This is a genomic window from Streptomyces sp. NPDC013455, from assembly GCF_040632975.1.
Classification (GTDB): domain Bacteria; phylum Actinomycetota; class Actinomycetes; order Streptomycetales; family Streptomycetaceae; genus Streptomyces.
In genome coordinates this window covers 49,582-64,913 of sequence record NZ_JBEYCX010000005.1, presented here as the reverse complement: position 1 = coordinate 64,913, position 15,332 = coordinate 49,582, and the positions used below count along the sequence as shown (strand labels likewise).

The window sequence follows — 15,332 nt, the reverse complement described above, 5'->3', positions numbered from 1 at the left end:
TTTTCTCAGGCTCCCTTGAGCAGCAGGGACTTGCGGGTGGTGAACTCGGCGTTGGCCCGGTCGTAGTCGTCGGGGCGGCCGATGTCCAGCCAGTATCCGTCGAAGTCGTAGGCGTGCGGGGGGTTCTGTGCCTTCAGCAGGTCGAGGACGAGTTCGTCGAAGCCGAGCGGCAGGCCCGGCGTGTAGCCCTCCAGCGTCGCCCGGCTGAGCCCGTACACGCCCATGGAGACGCGGTAGTCCATGCTGGGCTTCTCGGTGAACGCGACGACCTTGCTCGCGTCGGTGGTCAGGACACCGAAGTCGATGTGCACCTTGCGGGCGTAGGTGGCGATGGTGAGCGGCGCGCCCGAGGAGCGGTGGTGGCGCAGCACGTCGGCGTAGTCGAGGTCGGTGAGGATGTCGCCGTTCATCACGAGGAACGTCTCGGGCAGCCGGTCCCGCAGGTTGAGCAGCGGGCCCATCGTGCCGAGCGGGCTCTCCTCCGTGGCGTAGTCGACGCTCATGCCCCACTGGGAACCGTCGCCGACGTAGGCGCGGATGATCTCGCCGAGGTGGCCGATCGCGATGGTGCAGCGGGTGAAGCCCGCGGCCGACAGCTGGCGCAGCACGATCTCCAGGATTGCGTGCTGGTCGCCGATCGGGACGAGCGGCTTGGGCAGCGCGGTGGTGTACGGCCGCAGCCGGACGCCCTTGCCTCCCGCCAGGATCACTGCGTGCATGGGGCTCCTCCTTCGTTGGGTGGGGGCCGTGCCGGACGGGTCAGATGTTGTAGATGCCGGTCTTGTAGCGGGCCAGGTTGGCCGGGTCACGGAAGAAGTCCACCGTGGCGGCCAGGCCCTGTTCCAGGGTGTGGGCGGGCTGCCAGCCGGTGGCCCCGGCGAGCCGGGTGGCGTCGGCGACCAGGCGCATCACCTCCGAGGCGGCCGGCCGGATGCGCGCGGGGTCCGCGCGGACGTCCAGGGCGGTGTCCATGACCTTGCCGATCAGGGCGACCAGGTCGCCGACGGAGATCTCGCCGCCGGTGCCGGCGTTGAAGGTGCGCCCGACGACCTTCTCGGCGGGCGCGGTGCCGACGGCGAGGAACGCCTGCGCGGTGTCCTTGACGAACGTGAAGTCCCGGGTGGGGCGCAGGTCGCCGAGGGTGATGGTGCGCTCCCCCGCGGCGACCTGGCCGATGACGGTCGGGATGACCGCGCGCATCGACTGGCGCGGGCCGAAGGTGTTGAACGGCCGCAGGGTGACGACCGGGGTGCCGAAGCTGGCGTGGTAGCTGTCGGCGAGCCGGTCCCCGCCGGCCTTGGAAGCCGCGTACGGGGACTGGGTGTTGATGGGGTGGTCCTCGGTGATGGGCACGGTCCGCGCGGTGCCGTAGGTCTCGCTGGTGGAGGTGTGCACCAGCCGGGGCGTGCCCAGGGCCCGCACCGCCTCCAGCACGTTGAGGGTGCCGGTGACGTTGGTCTCCACGTAACTGTGGGGCGCCTGGTAGGAGTACGGGATCGCGATCAGGGCGGCGAGGTGGTAGGCGACGTCCGCGCCGTCGAGCAGGGCGCGGACCGAGCCGGGGTCGCGGACGTCGCCGAGGACGATCTCCACCTGGTCCAGGACGTCCGGGGCGAGCGTCTCCAGCCAGCCGTAGGAGGAGAAGGAGTTGTACTGGGCCATGGCTCTGACCCGGTGCCCGGAGGCGACCAGGGCCTCGGTGAGGTGGGAGCCGATGAAGCCCTCGGCCCCGGTGACGGCGGCGAGCGGTGCGGAGGTCAACGTGAGTGTCCTTCCGGTGGGTTGGTCGAGCGGGGACGGCATCAGGCGTGCCGGGCGGGCCGGCCGAGCAGGCGCAGCGCGTACACCGCCAGGGCCGTCGCGGCGGCGCCGCAGCACAGCGGCAGGGCGGCGGGGCCCGGTGGCAGCCGGAGCAGCGGGACGGCGCCGGCGACCGCGGCGGCGGCCAGGCAGATCACGGCCGGCGGCCAGGCGACCGAGAACGCCTGGAGGAGCAGCGCGGTCCACAGGGTGGCCGCGAGGAGCAGCAGCGGGACCGGGTCCGCGCCGGTCAGGTGGGCGGCGGGGAGCAGCGGCAGGAGGTAGGCGAGCAGACAGCCGCCGAGGACGGCGGCGGAGCGCAGCAGGAAGGCGGCGGGGGTGGCGGTGGCGCGCAGGGCGGCGACGGACAGCCCCCGGTAGCGGTACAGCAGCCACTCGGCCGGGCCCATGCTGACCGTCAGCGCGATCACCGCGTACGGCTCGCGCCGCCCCTCCAGCAGCACCAGCACGCCCGCGGCCAGCCCGAACAGGCCGTACGGCAGGGACCACAGCAGCCGGGGCCGGGTGGCGCCGGCTGCCGCCGGGGCGGCGAGGGCCCCGCGCAGGGCGTGGCCGGCGCCGGCGAGGGTGGCCAGCAGTGCCAGCAGCGGCAGTCCGGTCCGCAGCACGGCGCCCGGTTCCCACCAGGGCAGCGCCGCGGCGCCCGCGATCAGCGGGGTGAGCCCGGCGAACAGCAGCCACTCGCGGGCCATGACCAGCAGCACCCCGGCCGCCGCCAGGTACAGCGACTGGGCCGCGACCGCGGGCAGCACCGGGCCTTGGGGGGCGAGCGGGGCGGCGACGGCGGTGGCGAGGAGCGCGCCCAGCGGCGCACCGGTCAGCAGGGTGCGGGCGGCCTCCCGGCGGCCGGTCGCCATCCGCAGGTGCGCGCGGTGGCCGAGCCCCTGGCCCCACGCCCAGGAGGCGAGGCCGGCGACGATCAGCGCGGCGGCGTGCCGGCCCGGGTGCCACAGGGGTGCGGTGAGCAGGTAGGCGAGGCCGGGCAGGGCGAACAGCACCCCGCGCAGCAGGGAGCGGACGGTGTCGGGGCGCCAGGGGTCGGCCGCCGGGGCGGGCTCGGGGAAGGTGCGGGGCACCTGCGCGTAGAGCGCGGTGGCGAGGGAGAAGAGGTCCGGGTGTCCGTACCGTTCGGTGATCTGTTCGGCCGTGAGCCCCTCGGCCTCCAGCAGGGCGGCCACCTCGTAGGGGTGGACGGCGGGTCCGATGCGGTCGGCGAGGTCGGCGGCCAGCCGGCTCACCGCCTCCGGGTCGGGGCCGCCGCCCGGCAGCCGCAGGGTCAGGGTGCGGTCGTCGCGGCGGGCGGGCGTACCGGCCAGCCGCAGGGCGAGGGTGTCCTGTTCGGTGCCCCCCGGTTCGAGCGCCATGGGTCCGCTCATCCGGCCAGGCTCCCCGCGGCGATCCGCAGGCCCTGCCCGGACGCGGCCGGTGCGGTGGACGGCCGGGTGTGCGTGGGCAGTTCGAGGTAGATCGAGCGGAAGGTGTCGATGGTCTGGCGGAGCGTGAACTGCTCGATCACGCGCAGCCGGGCCGCCTCCCCCATCGCCCGGCGCCGCTCGGCGTCGGCGAGCAGTTCCAGCGCGGCCGCCGCCATGCGGGCCGGGTCGCGCGGCGGGACGACGAGGCCGGTGTCGCCGACGGCCTCCCGTACGCCGCCGACGTCGGTGGAGACGGTCGCCCGGCCGCAGGACATGGCCTCGATGAGGGTGAACGGGAAGCCCTCGCTGATGCTGGAGAGCATGACGACGTTCCCGGCCGCGTAGGCGTCCTTGATGTCGTCGACCCGGCCCTCGAAGGTGACGGCGCCGGCGTGCCCGAGTTCGGCGGCGAGGGCCGCGCAGCGCTCCCGGTACGCCTCTCCGCCGCGGGGGGTGCCGCCGAAGAGCCGCAGCCGGGCCTCGGGTATCTCCTCGCGGACCAGGGCGAAGGCGCGGATGAGGGTCTCCAGGTCCTTGATGGGGTCGACGCGGCCGGCCCAGCTCAGGGTGGGGACGCCCGGTTCGGGTCCGGCGGGCGGGAAGGCGGCCGGGTCCACGCCGTTGTAGACGGTGCGGATGGCCCCGGGGTCGGCGCCGCCCTGCTCCTCCCACAGCCGGTTGTAGCGGTTGCCGGGGGTGATCAGTGCGGCCCGCCGGTAGCTCTCCTCGGCCAGCAGCCGGAAGAAGCCGAGGACGACGGCCTTCACCGGCCAGCGGTAGGGGGCGGTGCGGTAGCCGAGGTAACGTTCCCTCAGATACACGCCGTGCTCGGTGAGGAGCAGCGGTACCTCGTAGCGCTCCAGTCCGGCGAGGCCGGGCAGTACGGCGACCCCGCCGCTGACCGCGTGGGCCACGCCGTGCCGGGGCGGGGGCGTGGCGAGCGGGCGCAGGGCGTGTTCCAGCAGCGCGGTCGCGGTGACCGCGTCGTGCAGGGTGGGCCGGGCCTCCCGGACGGCCAGCCCGGGGCGGTTCCACACCCCGGCGAGGATGGCGACGGCCCGGTCGCCGCGCAGGAACGGGCTCAGCGTGCCGTCGGCGGCGGCCCGGGCCATCGTGTACAGCGCGGGCGGGAAGTGCTCCTCGGCGTGCGGGTCGAGCAGCGCGGTGAGGAACCGCTCGTAGCCGGCGGCGAGCCGGTTCAGGGCCCGGCCCCGGGGCGGGCGGCCCTCGGGCGGTGCTCCCCACATGGGTACGGAGAGCACGCCGCGGACGTGGGCGGGCAGGTCCCATACGACGGGTTCGCGTCCGGTGCCGGTGACGGCGATGACGTCGAAGTCGAAGTCGGGCATGCCCTGGACGAGTTGGTCGCACCAGACGCTGACGCCGCCATGGCTGTGCGGGTAGGTGCCTTCGGTGAGCAGGGTGACGTGCGCCGCGCCGGTCCGGCGCGCGCCGTGCTGAACGTGCATCGATGGGGCTCCACGGCCGAGGTGTGGGGTGGTCGCGCGGGTCCCGGCCGCCGCTGGACGGCCGGGACCCGTGGTCGGTGCGCGGTCAGCTGTCCGGGGTGTACGGAACCTGCCGGGTCACACCCGCCGGCGTCGTGGTGCGCGGGGCCGGGGCGGTGGCGGCCGCGGTGCGCTCGGTGCCCGCGGCGGGCGCGGCGGCGGCCGCGGACGGGAGGGTGAAGGTGAGCGCGTTGCCCGAGGAGGCGGTCCAGCCGGACCGCGCGCCCGCGTAGGCCGTGCCGAAGGCGGTGCCGGCGGTGGTGGTGCCGGCGGGCAGGGTCGCGGGGACGGCGGTGCCGTCCGGGCCCTGCACGGTGACGGTGTCACCGATGCGGTAGGCGGTGACCTGGCCGGCCTCGACGGCGCTCTGCCAGGCGGCACGGCGCCGGAGTTCGACGCCGATGTCCTTCATCCGCAGGTTCACCACGGGGGTGTCGTCCGCGAAGAGGGCGCCGTAGCCGTCCAGGACGCCGTCCAGGACAGGGTAGGCGATGCGGTCCTCGGCGAGGTTGGACTGGTGGATGAAGTGCGGCTTGGGATCGTTGGACAGCACGTGCCCGAGGGCGATCCGGGTCTCCAGCGGCACGATGTAGTCGCCGTAGCCGCTCGCGGTGTCCAGCGGGGCCGGCAGACAGGTGGTGGTCGCGGGGTTGTCCTCGCAGATGCCGCTGCCGCCCTGGGCGCGGCTGGTGTAGAGCCAGTTGTACTCGTCGACCTGCTCGGCCGCCTTGCCCGCGTTGTAGAAGACGTTCATCGGGTAGCGGGCGACCGTGGTGGCGGGACCGACCGTGCGCTGCCGGGGATCGCGGGAGTTGTCGGAGGCGAGCCAGGTGACGCCGTTGTCGGCGAGGGCGAGCGCGAGGTTGGGGTTGTCCGTGGGCTGCTGCGGCAGGAGCTTCAGTCCGGAGTGCTCACCGGTGACCAGTTCGTCGTCGTCCAGCGGGAGCCCGGCGGCCCGGCCCCAGGCGCGGTTGGTGGCGATCTCGTAGTCGATGGTGCTGCGGCTGACCCATTTGGTGCCGCCGTCGCTGCCGGTGGCGCAGGTCCACGGTACGGCGGTGACGTTCTGCTCGCAGCCGAGGAAGGCGTGCGTGTAGGTGTGGTTGACCCAGCGGAACCGGTTCCGGTCGGCGATCAGCTTGTCGGCGAGGTGGTCCGCACCGTTGTTGTCCTCGCGCTGGTCGACGCTGCCGGCGCCGTTGTAGACCAGGTCGAGGGTGAAGCGGTGGCTGCTCTGCCAGGCGGTGGCGTGGTCGACGTCCGCCGCGGTCATCCGGATCGGGCTGGGCGTGCCCGCGCCGTTCGTGCAGTCGACGTCACCGGGGGTGCAGTTGAGCTGGGTGTCCCAGCGGTCGTCGGCGGCGAACACGTCGTCCACGTGGACGGCGAAGTAGTTGCGGGAGGCACCGAGGTGCACTCCGCCGGTCATCCACTCCACGATGCCGCGGGCCAGCAGCCGGAACTGCTGCTGGTACTGGTTGTAGACGAAGGTGACGACCAGTTCGCGCCGCCCGTCGTGCCGGTACTCGCCGACGAGCGAGCCCTGCTTGGTGGTGCCCGGTATGGGGGCCTGGACGTAGGGGGTGAAGTCGGCGCCGGGGGCCGGGGTGGCGAGGTAGGCATAACTCTCGCCCACGGTGGGCGAGTTGTCCTCGAACGGCACCGCGCCGTTCAGGTATCCGAAGGGGCCGGCCCGTCCCGCGGCGGTGACCTGGGCCCCGACGCCGTCGACGCTGCCCGAGTAGCCGCCGTAGGCGGGGACCTGCAGGCCCGCCTGGGGGCGGGCGTAGGTGTAGGCGTCGACCTGCGGGATCGCGTACGTCTTCTCGTAGGCGGCGAGCGCGCTCATCTCCGCGCTGCCGGCCGCGAACGGGTTGTCGTTGGGCAGGACGACGGCCTGGAACCTGGCGCGCGGCCGGCCGTCGACGGTGTCGGCGAGGAAGGCGGCGTCGATGGTGGGCCGGTCGGAGCGTGTGAGGTCGACCGTGGTGTACGGAGTTCCGGCGGTGTCGAGTTCGGCGGCGATGGCGTCGGTGGCCGGACCACCGTCGCTCACCACCAGGACTCTGAGGTCGATGCGCGGCGCGGTGGCGTCGGCCTGGGCCGGGCCGGCCTCCAGGGCGAGCGCGGCTATGAGCGCGCCCACCGTCAGCGCGGTGGTGCGGATGGTCCGCTTCATGCGGTGAAGTCCCCTCCCCGGGCAGGGGTGAGCACGGCTCCCGTGGAGCGGACGCACCCCCTTGCGTGACGCCGGCGTCCCCCTCAGAAGCCGGCCGTCGACGCATCCGTCGCGTCACATGGTGATGGCTGTGTGTAGCTTTTGTGGTCGACTTACGAAACCTGACGGAAAAGTGCAGGTGTCCGACCGGTCCCGAGGCAACCTGATCGACCTTTTCCGCGTCGTCGCCGCGTGGGGTCCGCGGTGACGCGCCGGCTCCGGCTGGCTGGTCCGGCCCTTGCACGACGCACCGGCGGACCGCGGTGGTCCGCCGGGCGAGGTGTCGGGATCCGTTCGGCGCGGGGCTGCGGCCGGAGGCCGATTCACGTCGCCCGGGCCGCGGAACCGGGGAGTCCGTCAGGCGCAGAGCACCCGCGTCTCGGGGGTGTAGACGGGCCCGCCGCTGATGTTGGTGCTGTCGCTGAACTCGGCGTAGAAGTACGAGTAGAAGCCGATGTTGCCGTTGCAGCCGGAGTCGGCGGCGACCTGGAGGGTCAGCGTGACGGTACGGCTCTGGCCGGGCGGGATGGTGGCGCCGTAGTTTCCGCCGAGGTTGTTCGGGCCGGTGCCGGAACAGGGGGTGCTGCCGCTCGCGGTGGCCAGGCTGCACCCGGTGAAGCTGTACTTCAGGTCCGGACGCTGGGTGGTCAGCCAGGTCGGGTCGATGGTCTGGTACACGAACCAGATGTCGTAGGTCTTGTTGTTGGTGATGGTCATCGAAAGCTGCACCTGGCCGCCGGGGGTGGTGGTGGCGGTGTCGGTGGCGAAGGTCAGACCGGCCGGCGCGGGGTCGGCGCTGGCGTTCGGCGCGAGGCCGAAGACGGCGAGGACGAAGGCGAGGGCGGCGGTGAGACCGAGGCGTCTCAGCAGAGGTGATCGCATGGCCCGGGAGGCTAGGCACGGGTCCGGCGCGGCGTCTGCCCCACCGCACCGGGCGCGGACCCGGATCGGCCGAAAGTGTTCGCCGTGTGAAGAACTTGCGGGGATGTCGTGACGGCGCGTCACCGGCCGTATACGCGCACGCGGGAAGCGGTTGACAGCAGGGGGCGGCGGGGCCCGTAGGACCGGTGGGGCGGCGGACGGTATTGGCGCGTACGAGACGTCCTCCCGCCGACGGAATCGTGGGCACCGTTTGTGGCGGAGGCTCGTTCTCGGCCAAAGGGCTTCTTCCGGCCGGGCGTTCGGCGGCCGGGTGTGACCCACGCCCCGCACCGGGGCCGCACCGGCGTGCGCGGCGGCCCGGCGGTGGACCGGGCCGGCCGCCTCCCCGGCGCCCGGTGGGCATGCACGGCGGTTCGGCGGGTATCCGCGCTGCGACTTCGTACACCGGCGACGATCAAGGAGGCGGAGCGCATGCTCATGGCACACCCCGTGGTACTGGAGGACCTCATCGCACAGTACGAGGCCCTCACCCTGCTGGGGGCCGAGGAGAGCACCCCGCAGGCACGGCAGCGGCTCGCGGACATCTCCTACACGCTGTGCGTGGCGACCGGGACCCGGGACGTCGACATGGCTCTGATCGCCGCCCGGCACCGCCTCTCCGGGGCCCGTCCGGAGGACGACTCCCTGCTCCAGGCGGCCGTTCCGGCGGAGCAGCCGGCCGGGGCCTGAACGGCCCGGACCGCGGGGGCCGTTGCCGGGCCCTCCCCCTGAACTCGTTGCATCCCGCTTCTGGCCGGCGACACCTACCGGACGGTATACAGACCCAGTCGAACGCGCGAGGGCCGCTCACCGGTACCGCACTCGCGCGGTGCAGCGGTCTCAGGGGGAGGATCCATGGCGAACGGCAGGCGGGCGGCGGGCGGGGCGGGAGGCCGGCGGCGGACCGCCGTGCTCGGGGCGGCACTGAGCGGCTGCGCGCTCCTCGCCGCCGGCACGGTACCGGCCGCGGCGCACCCCGCACACCCCGGCCGCGGGACCGCGTACGTGGCGCTCGGCGACTCCTACACCTCGGGCCCCGGCATCCCGCGCCAGGTGGACGCCGAGTGCGCCCGCTCGGACCACAACTACCCCTCCCTCGTCGCCGCCCGGCGGCAGGTGGCGTCCTTCACGGACGTCAGCTGCGGCGGCGCCACGACCGCCGAGATGTGGCGGGCGCAGGGCTCCAACCCGCCCCAGCTCGACGCGCTGGACCGGCACACGGACCTGGTCACGCTCCAGATCGGCGGCAACGACGTCGGCTTCGGCCCGATCATCGGCACCTGCGCCCGCCTCGCCGCCCAGGACCCGGCGGGCAACCCCTGTGAGCGCTTCCACCGGTCGTCGGGGTACGACCGGCTGGCACTGGCCGTCGCGCGGGCCGCGCCGAAGGTCGACCGGGTGCTGCGCGAGGTGCGCGCCCGGGCGCCGCACGCCCGGGTGGTCGTCGTCGGCTACCCGGACCTGCTGCCCGACGACGGCAGCGGATGCTTCCCCCAGGTTCCCTTCGCGCGCGGGGACTTCCCCTACCTCCGGGACACCGAGAAGCGGCTCAACCTCATGCTGCGGCTGGTCGCCGGGGCGAACCGGGCCGAGTACGTCGACACCTACGGCCCCACGGTCGGCCACGACATGTGCAAGGCGCCCGCGGACCGCTGGATCGAGCCGCTCCAGCCCGCCTCGCCCGCGGCCCCGGCCCATCCCAACGCCACAGGCGAAGAGGCGATGGCGCAGGCCGTGCTGGCCCGGCTGGACCACGGGCGGGGGCGGGACTGAGCCGCGCGGGGCGGCCCCGTGACGGGGCCGCCCCGGCGTCCGGTCAGCCGCCGAGCGCCGCCAGCACCACGGCCCGGGCCTCCTCCTGCACCCGGGCGAGGTGGTCGGCGCCGAGGAAGGACTCGGCGTACACCTTGTACACGTCCTCGGTGCCCGAGGGCCGGGCGGCGAACCAGGCGTTCTCGGTGGTCACCTTGATGCCGCCGATGGCGGCGCCGTTGCCGGGCGCCTCGGTGAGGACACCGGTGACCGGCTCCCCGGCCAGCGTGTCCGCGGTGACCTGCGCCGGCGACAACCTGCCGAGCAGCGCCTTCTGTTCGCGGGTCGCGGGCGCGTCGACGCGGGCGTAGGCGGGCGCGCCGAAACGGGCGGCCAGTTCCGCGTAGTGCTCCGACGGGGTCTTGGCGGTGACGGCCGTGATCTCGGAGGCGAGCAGGGCGAGGATGATGCCGTCCTTGTCGGTGGTCCACACCGAGCCGTCCCGGCGCAGGAACGACGCGCCGGCCGACTCCTCGCCGCCGAACCCGAGGGAGCCGTCGACGAGTCCGTCCACGAACCACTTGAATCCGACGGGCACTTCGACCAGCGGGCGACCGAGGTCGGCGGCGACCCGGTCGATCATGGAGGAGGAGACGAGGGTCTTGCCGACGCCGGCCGTGGCCGGCCACTGGTCGCGGTGCCGGTACAGGTAGGAGATGGCGACGGCGAGGTAGTGGTTGGGGTTCATCAGGCCCGCGTCCGGCGTGACGATGCCGTGCCGGTCGGCGTCGGCGTCGTTGCCGGTGGCGATGCGGAAGCGGTCGCGCTGCTCGATGAGGGAGGCCATCGCGTACGGCGAGGAGCAGTCCATGCGGATCTGGCCGTCCCAGTCCAGGGTCATGAACCGCCAGGCGGGGTCGGTGTGCGGGTTGACCACCGTCAGGTCGATGCCGTGCTGTTCGGCGATCCGCCCCCAGTAGGCGACGGAGGCGCCGCCCAGCGGGTCGGCCCCGATGCGCACGCCGGCCGCGCGGATGGCGTCCAGGTCCAGCACGCTCGGCAGGTCGCCTACGTAGGTGCCGAGGAAGTCGTACCGCTGGGTGGTGTCCACCGCGAGCGCGCGCTCGTACGGCAGCCGGCGGACGTCCTTCAGGCCGCCCGTGATGATCTGGTTGGCGCGGTCCTGGATCCAGGAGGTGGCGTCGGAGGCGGCGGGGCCGCCGCTCGGCGGGTTGTACTTGAAGCCGCCGTCGGCGGGCGGGTTGTGCGACGGGGTGACGACGACGCCGTCGGCGAGGCCGGCGGTGCGGCCCCGGTTGTGGGCGAGGATCGCGTGCGAGACGGCGGGCGTGGGCGTGTAGCCGTCGGCGCTGTCGATGAGCACGGTCACACCGTTGGCGGCGAACACCTCCAGCGCGGTGGCCCGCGCGGGCTCCGACAGGGCGTGCGTGTCGGCACCGAGGAAGAGGGGCCCGTCGGTGCCCTGGGCGGCGCGGTACTCGCAGATGGCCTGGCTGGTGGCGGCGATGTGGTCCTCGTTGAAGGCGCTCGCCAGGGACGAACCGCGGTGCCCCGAGGTGCCGAACGCCACCCGCTGTCCCGGGTCGGCCGGGTCGGGATGCAGCGTGTAGTACGCCGTGACCAGCCGGGCCACGTCGACGAGGTCCTCGGGACCGGCCGGCCGGCCGGCTCGTTCGTGCGGCATGAGTGTGGTTCCTCCGCATCGGTGGGGTCGTTCGCTCACTGTCCATCTTTCCTCGTCAGCGGGGTGCCGTGCGAGTGCGCCCCTCCGGCCGGGGCGCACCGCGCGGCCCGCGATCAGCCGAGGTGGTAGCTGTCCCCGTACACCTTCCAGTCCAGCGGGGTGTTCAGGTCGAGGTTGCCCTCGCGCAGGAAGACCCGCTGCGCGGTGTCGACGCGGCTGGTGTCGCTGTGCGCCTCCTCCTGCTTCATGGCCCACACCCGGGCGTCCAGGAAGGCGTTCAGGTACGCGGTCTCGTCGCCGCCCCGGGCCGGCGGCTCGGCGGTGCGCAGGGCGCGCCTGCGGATGTTGCGGAAGCCGGTCGGGTCGTCGCCGTCGCCGTGCATGACGAGGGCGTCGTAGTAGACGAACTGGCCGAGGGCGCGCAGTCCGTCGGCCTTGCCCCGGGCGACGGCGGGGTTGAAGTAGACGCGGTCGCGTTCGTCGTCCTGGGCCCTTCGGAAGGCGGTGTCCCGGGCCGCCCTGCGCCAGTCCGCGGGGTAGTCGGGGTCCAGTCCGCGGTGCGAGTCGGTGCCGTCGACCTCGCGCAGGGCGGGCAGGTACCCGGCGAGGACGTTGCCGGGTCTGCGGTCGGTGTAGAGCCGGACGAGGTCGAGCATGTCGCCGGTGCCGGAGCAGAAGCCGATGATGCCCGCCGTGTAGCCGCGGCCGTCGCCGATGTCCTCGATGTACTGGTACTGCGCCTTCCAGTCGAGCGAGGAGTTCTCCGCGCTCGACACCAGCTTCATGGCCGTCTCCTTCTTCGCGGGGTCGTCCAGGCCCGGCGCGGCGGTCTGGTCCGCGGTCGCCCGGGAGGCTCCGAGGAGGGCGCCGGCGGCGACGGCGCCGAGTGCGGCGACGGCTCTCCGGCGGGAGGGGCCGGAGCGGCGGGAGAGGGCTGCCGTGTCACGGTCTGCCTGCGTCACAGGGGGCTCCAAGGACTGGTGGCGGGTGGGGAGTCGGTTCCGCACCATGACTGACAGGAAAGTTTCCTATCAGGTGCTGCGGAGGCCGGTAACCCGGCAGGCGTGAACTTCGTACCATCGGACAAGTATCGCGGCGCCTCCGGCCCGGTTCAGCCGCGCCGTACCGTCTCGCCCTTGCGCGCGAGGGCGTACAGCTCCTCCGACGCGGTGACGAGTTCGCGCCTCTCCTCGCGCGAACCGACCATCGGCTGCGACCCCTTCAGCGGGACCTGGGCACTCTCGGGCAGGAACCGGACGGTGAGCAGCCCGATGGCGCCGGCCAGCATCAGGTAGTAGGCCGGCATGAGGTCGTCGCCGGTGAGGTCGACCAGCGCCGCGGTGACCAGCGGGGTGGTGCCGCCGAACGCGGCGACGGCGAAGTTGAAGCCGATCCCCATGGCGGCGTAGCGGACGGCGGTCGGGAACAGCGCGGGCAGGGTCGCCGCACTGGGCGCGGCGAAGCACGCCAGCAGGGTGGCCAGGAGCAGCACACCGAGGACCGGCGGCCAGGTGCCCCGCGCCTTGATCAGCAGGAAGGCGGGTACGGCGAGCAGGACCAGGCCGGCCGCGGCACCGGCGTACAGCGGCCGCCGGCCCACGTGGTCGCTGAGCCGGCCGAGGAAGGTGATCAGTACGACGATCCACACCATGCCGACGAGCACCAGCACGTCCGCGGAGCCGCTGGAGCGGCCCAGGGTCTCGGTCTGATAGGTCGGCAGGTACCCGGTGAGCATGTAGTTGGTGACGTTGTAGAGCAGCACCAGGCCCATGCAGACGAGCAGGGCGCGCCAGTGGCCGCGGACGATGTCCTTGAACTCGCCGGCCGCCGATTCCTGCGCCACGGACTTCTCGTGGTCGTCCAGTTGCTTCTGGAAGGCCGGGGACTCCTCCAGTTTCAGCCGCATGTAGAGGCCGATCACGCCGAGCGGTCCGGCGATCAGGAACGGGACGCGCCAGCCCCAGGAGAGCATCTGATCGTCCGTCAGGGCCAGGTTCAGCACGGTGACCAGAGCCGAACCGAGGGCGTAGCCGACGAAGGTGCCGAAGTCGAGCCAGCTGGAGAGGAAGCCGCGCCTGCGGTCCGGTGAGTACTCGGCGACGAAGGTCGTGGCACCGCCGTACTCTCCGCCGGTGGAGAACCCCTGCACCATGCGGGCCAGCAGGAGCAGTACGGGCGCGGCGATGCCGATGGTCGCGTACCCGGGGATGACGCCGATGGCGAAGGTGCCCACCGCCATCATGATCATGGTCGTGGCGAGCACCTTCTGCCGGCCGATCCGGTCGCCGAGCGGCCCGAACACCAGCCCGCCCAGGGGGCGCACGAGGAAGGCGGCGGCGAACGTCGCGAACGAGGAGATGACCTGGGCGGCCGGGGAGGCGCCCGGGAAGAAGACCTTGCCGATGGTGGCGGCGAGATAGCTGTAGACACCGAAGTCGAACCACTCCATGCAGTTGCCGAGCGCCGAGGCGCCGACGGCCCGCCGGAGCAGCGTCGGTTCGACGACCTGGACGTCGTCGGCGCGGAAGGCCCCCCGGTTGCGGCGGAGCCTGCGGGTCAGCTCCTCCCTGACCTGCCGGGGCAGCCGCGCCACCGCCCCCGCCGCCCGCGGCCCGCTCCGGCCCTGCCGTTCCTCACCGGACCTCACACCGCTCACGGGCGCCTCCTCTCCCTCGCCGTTTTGATCATCCGCCTGCCCCGCCGGCCGATTCAGAAACGGAACCGCTCAATCCCATCCGGGACGGCGGTTGGACTTGCGCGGCGAGGGAGCGCAGGGTGGACGGGCTCGTGCGCACACGCAGGGGCACCCCTACGGCACCACCCGGAGAACACCCGATGACGTACGTCGCGGACCCCGCTCGCTACGACGGCACCATGCGCTACCGGCGCACCGGCCGTTCCGGCCTGGACCTGCCGGTCCTGTCCCTGGGCTACTGGCACAACTTCGGCGACGACCGCCCGTTCGAGACCCAGCGCGAGATCGCGCTGCGCGCCTTCGACCTCGGGATCACCCATCACGACCTGGCCAACAACTACGGACCGCCGTACGGCGCGGCCGAGAGCAACTTCGGAAGGCTGCTCCGGCGCGACCTGGCGCGGTACCGGGACGAGCTGGTGATCTCCACCAAGGCCGGCTGGGACATGTGGCCCGGCCCCTACGGGCAGGGCGGCGGCTCCCGCAAGTACCTGCTGGCCTCGCTGGACCAGTCGCTCCGCCGGACGGGCCTGGAGTACGTGGACGTCTTCTACTCCCACCGGCTGGACGCGAGCACGCCGCTGGAGGAGACGATGGGCGCGCTGGACACCGCCGTCCGCCAGGGCAAGGCCCTCTACGTCGGCATCTCGTCCTACGACGCCGAGCGCTCCCGGCAGGCCGCGGCGATCCTGCGCGACCTCGGCACCCCCCTGCTGATCCACCAGCCGTCGTACAGCATGCTCAACCGCTGGATCGAGACGGAGGGCCTGCTGGACGCCGCCCGGGAGGAGGGCTTCGGGGTCATCGGCTTCACGGCGCTCGCCCAGGGACTGCTCACCGGCCGCTACCTGGACGGCGTTCCGCAGGACTCACGGGCCGCGCGGGGGACGTCCCTGGACGCGGCCTGGCTGACGGACGACCTGCGCGGCCGGCTGCGCGCGCTGAACGACATCGCGGCCCGGCGCGGCCAGACACTGGCGCAGATGGCGCTGGCCTGGGCGCTGCGGGACGAGCGGGTGACCTCACTGGTGATCGGTGCCTCGCGGGTCGAGCAGCTGGAGCAGAACGTCGCCGCCCTGGAGAACCTCTCCTTCGACGAGGAGGAGCTGGCCGAGATCGACACGTACGCCACCGACGGCGGGGTGGACCTGTGGCGGGACGCCCGGCTGGGGAACCTGGGATGACCCGCTGGATGTGACCTACGTCACAGACATAGGGGAAAAGTAGGACATACTGGAAGCCATTCGGACAGCGTTGTCATCCCTGCCCTCGCGACATCCCCGCGACTTCGAGGAGC

General features: G+C 73.1%; 12 protein-coding genes. 3 read left to right on the top strand and 9 right to left on the bottom strand.

Features of this window, described 5'->3' with window-relative positions:
• Positions 1 to 5 precede the first annotated feature (5 nt).
• The 6 genes from ABZ576_RS10710 to ABZ576_RS10685 all read right to left on the bottom strand — a co-directional run bounded on the left by ABZ576_RS10710 (position 6) and on the right by ABZ576_RS10685 (position 7,844).
• Complete coding sequence (locus tag ABZ576_RS10710) at positions 6 to 719, bottom strand: sugar phosphate nucleotidyltransferase (protein WP_360738562.1); 714 nt, start codon at positions 717 to 719, stop codon at positions 6 to 8.
• A 40-nt stretch (positions 720 to 759) separates the two neighbouring features.
• The gene (locus ABZ576_RS10705; protein WP_360738560.1) at positions 760 to 1,761 is read right to left on the bottom strand and encodes a GDP-mannose 4,6-dehydratase; all 1,002 of its coding nucleotides are present in this window, start codon (positions 1,759 to 1,761) and stop codon (positions 760 to 762) included.
• Between the two features lie 41 nt (positions 1,762 to 1,802).
• Positions 1,803 to 3,197, bottom strand: a complete 1,395-nt coding sequence (locus tag ABZ576_RS10700; RefSeq protein ID WP_360738557.1) for a hypothetical protein — start codon at positions 3,195 to 3,197, stop codon at positions 1,803 to 1,805.
• The gene (pelF, locus tag ABZ576_RS10695) at positions 3,194 to 4,705 is read right to left on the bottom strand and encodes a GT4 family glycosyltransferase PelF (protein ID WP_360738554.1); all 1,512 of its coding nucleotides are present in this window, start codon (positions 4,703 to 4,705) and stop codon (positions 3,194 to 3,196) included. Before pelF ends, ABZ576_RS10700 begins: the two co-directional genes overlap by 4 nt.
• Positions 4,706 to 4,790: 85 nt before the next feature.
• Positions 4,791 to 6,923, bottom strand: coding sequence for a hypothetical protein (locus ABZ576_RS10690; RefSeq protein WP_360738551.1), 2,133 nt, complete (start codon positions 6,921 to 6,923; stop codon positions 4,791 to 4,793).
• Between the two features lie 396 nt (positions 6,924 to 7,319).
• Positions 7,320 to 7,844: a hypothetical protein gene (locus ABZ576_RS10685; RefSeq protein WP_360738549.1), complete on the bottom strand. Its 525-nt coding sequence runs from the start codon at positions 7,842 to 7,844 to the stop codon at positions 7,320 to 7,322.
• Positions 7,845 to 8,315: 471 nt separating this feature from the next.
• Here ABZ576_RS10685 and ABZ576_RS10680 point away from each other — a divergent pair, with 471 nt between their 5' ends.
• Together ABZ576_RS10680 and ABZ576_RS10675 are read left to right on the top strand one after the other, a co-directional pair.
• A complete protein-coding gene (locus tag ABZ576_RS10680) occupies positions 8,316 to 8,573 on the top strand; it encodes a DUF5133 domain-containing protein (RefSeq protein WP_360738547.1) in 258 nt (85 codons plus the stop codon).
• Between the two features lie 165 nt (positions 8,574 to 8,738).
• Positions 8,739 to 9,656 (top strand): SGNH/GDSL hydrolase family protein, encoded by a 918-nt coding sequence (locus ABZ576_RS10675; RefSeq protein WP_360738544.1) that lies wholly within the window; start codon positions 8,739 to 8,741, stop codon positions 9,654 to 9,656.
• A 43-nt stretch (positions 9,657 to 9,699) separates the two neighbouring features.
• Here the strand turns inward: ABZ576_RS10675 and pgm are convergent, their stop codons facing one another.
• From pgm to ABZ576_RS10660, 3 genes are all read right to left on the bottom strand, one after another.
• Positions 9,700 to 11,340 carry a phosphoglucomutase (alpha-D-glucose-1,6-bisphosphate-dependent) gene (gene pgm, locus ABZ576_RS10670; RefSeq protein ID WP_360738542.1) on the bottom strand — a complete coding sequence of 547 codons (1,641 nt, stop codon included), beginning with the start codon at positions 11,338 to 11,340 and terminating at the stop codon, positions 9,700 to 9,702.
• A gap of 113 nt (positions 11,341 to 11,453) precedes the next feature.
• Positions 11,454 to 12,302 (bottom strand): chitosanase, encoded by an 849-nt coding sequence (locus ABZ576_RS10665; protein ID WP_360738539.1) that lies wholly within the window; start codon positions 12,300 to 12,302, stop codon positions 11,454 to 11,456.
• Positions 12,303 to 12,451: 149 nt separating this feature from the next.
• Positions 12,452 to 13,987, bottom strand: coding sequence for an MFS transporter (locus ABZ576_RS10660; RefSeq protein ID WP_360739134.1), 1,536 nt, complete (start codon positions 13,985 to 13,987; stop codon positions 12,452 to 12,454).
• Between the two features lie 188 nt (positions 13,988 to 14,175).
• Between ABZ576_RS10660 and mgrA the strand changes: the two genes are divergently transcribed.
• A complete protein-coding gene (mgrA, locus tag ABZ576_RS10655; protein ID WP_360738536.1) occupies positions 14,176 to 15,219 on the top strand; it encodes an L-glyceraldehyde 3-phosphate reductase in 1,044 nt (347 codons plus the stop codon).
• The last annotated feature ends 113 nt before the right edge of the window (positions 15,220 to 15,332 follow it).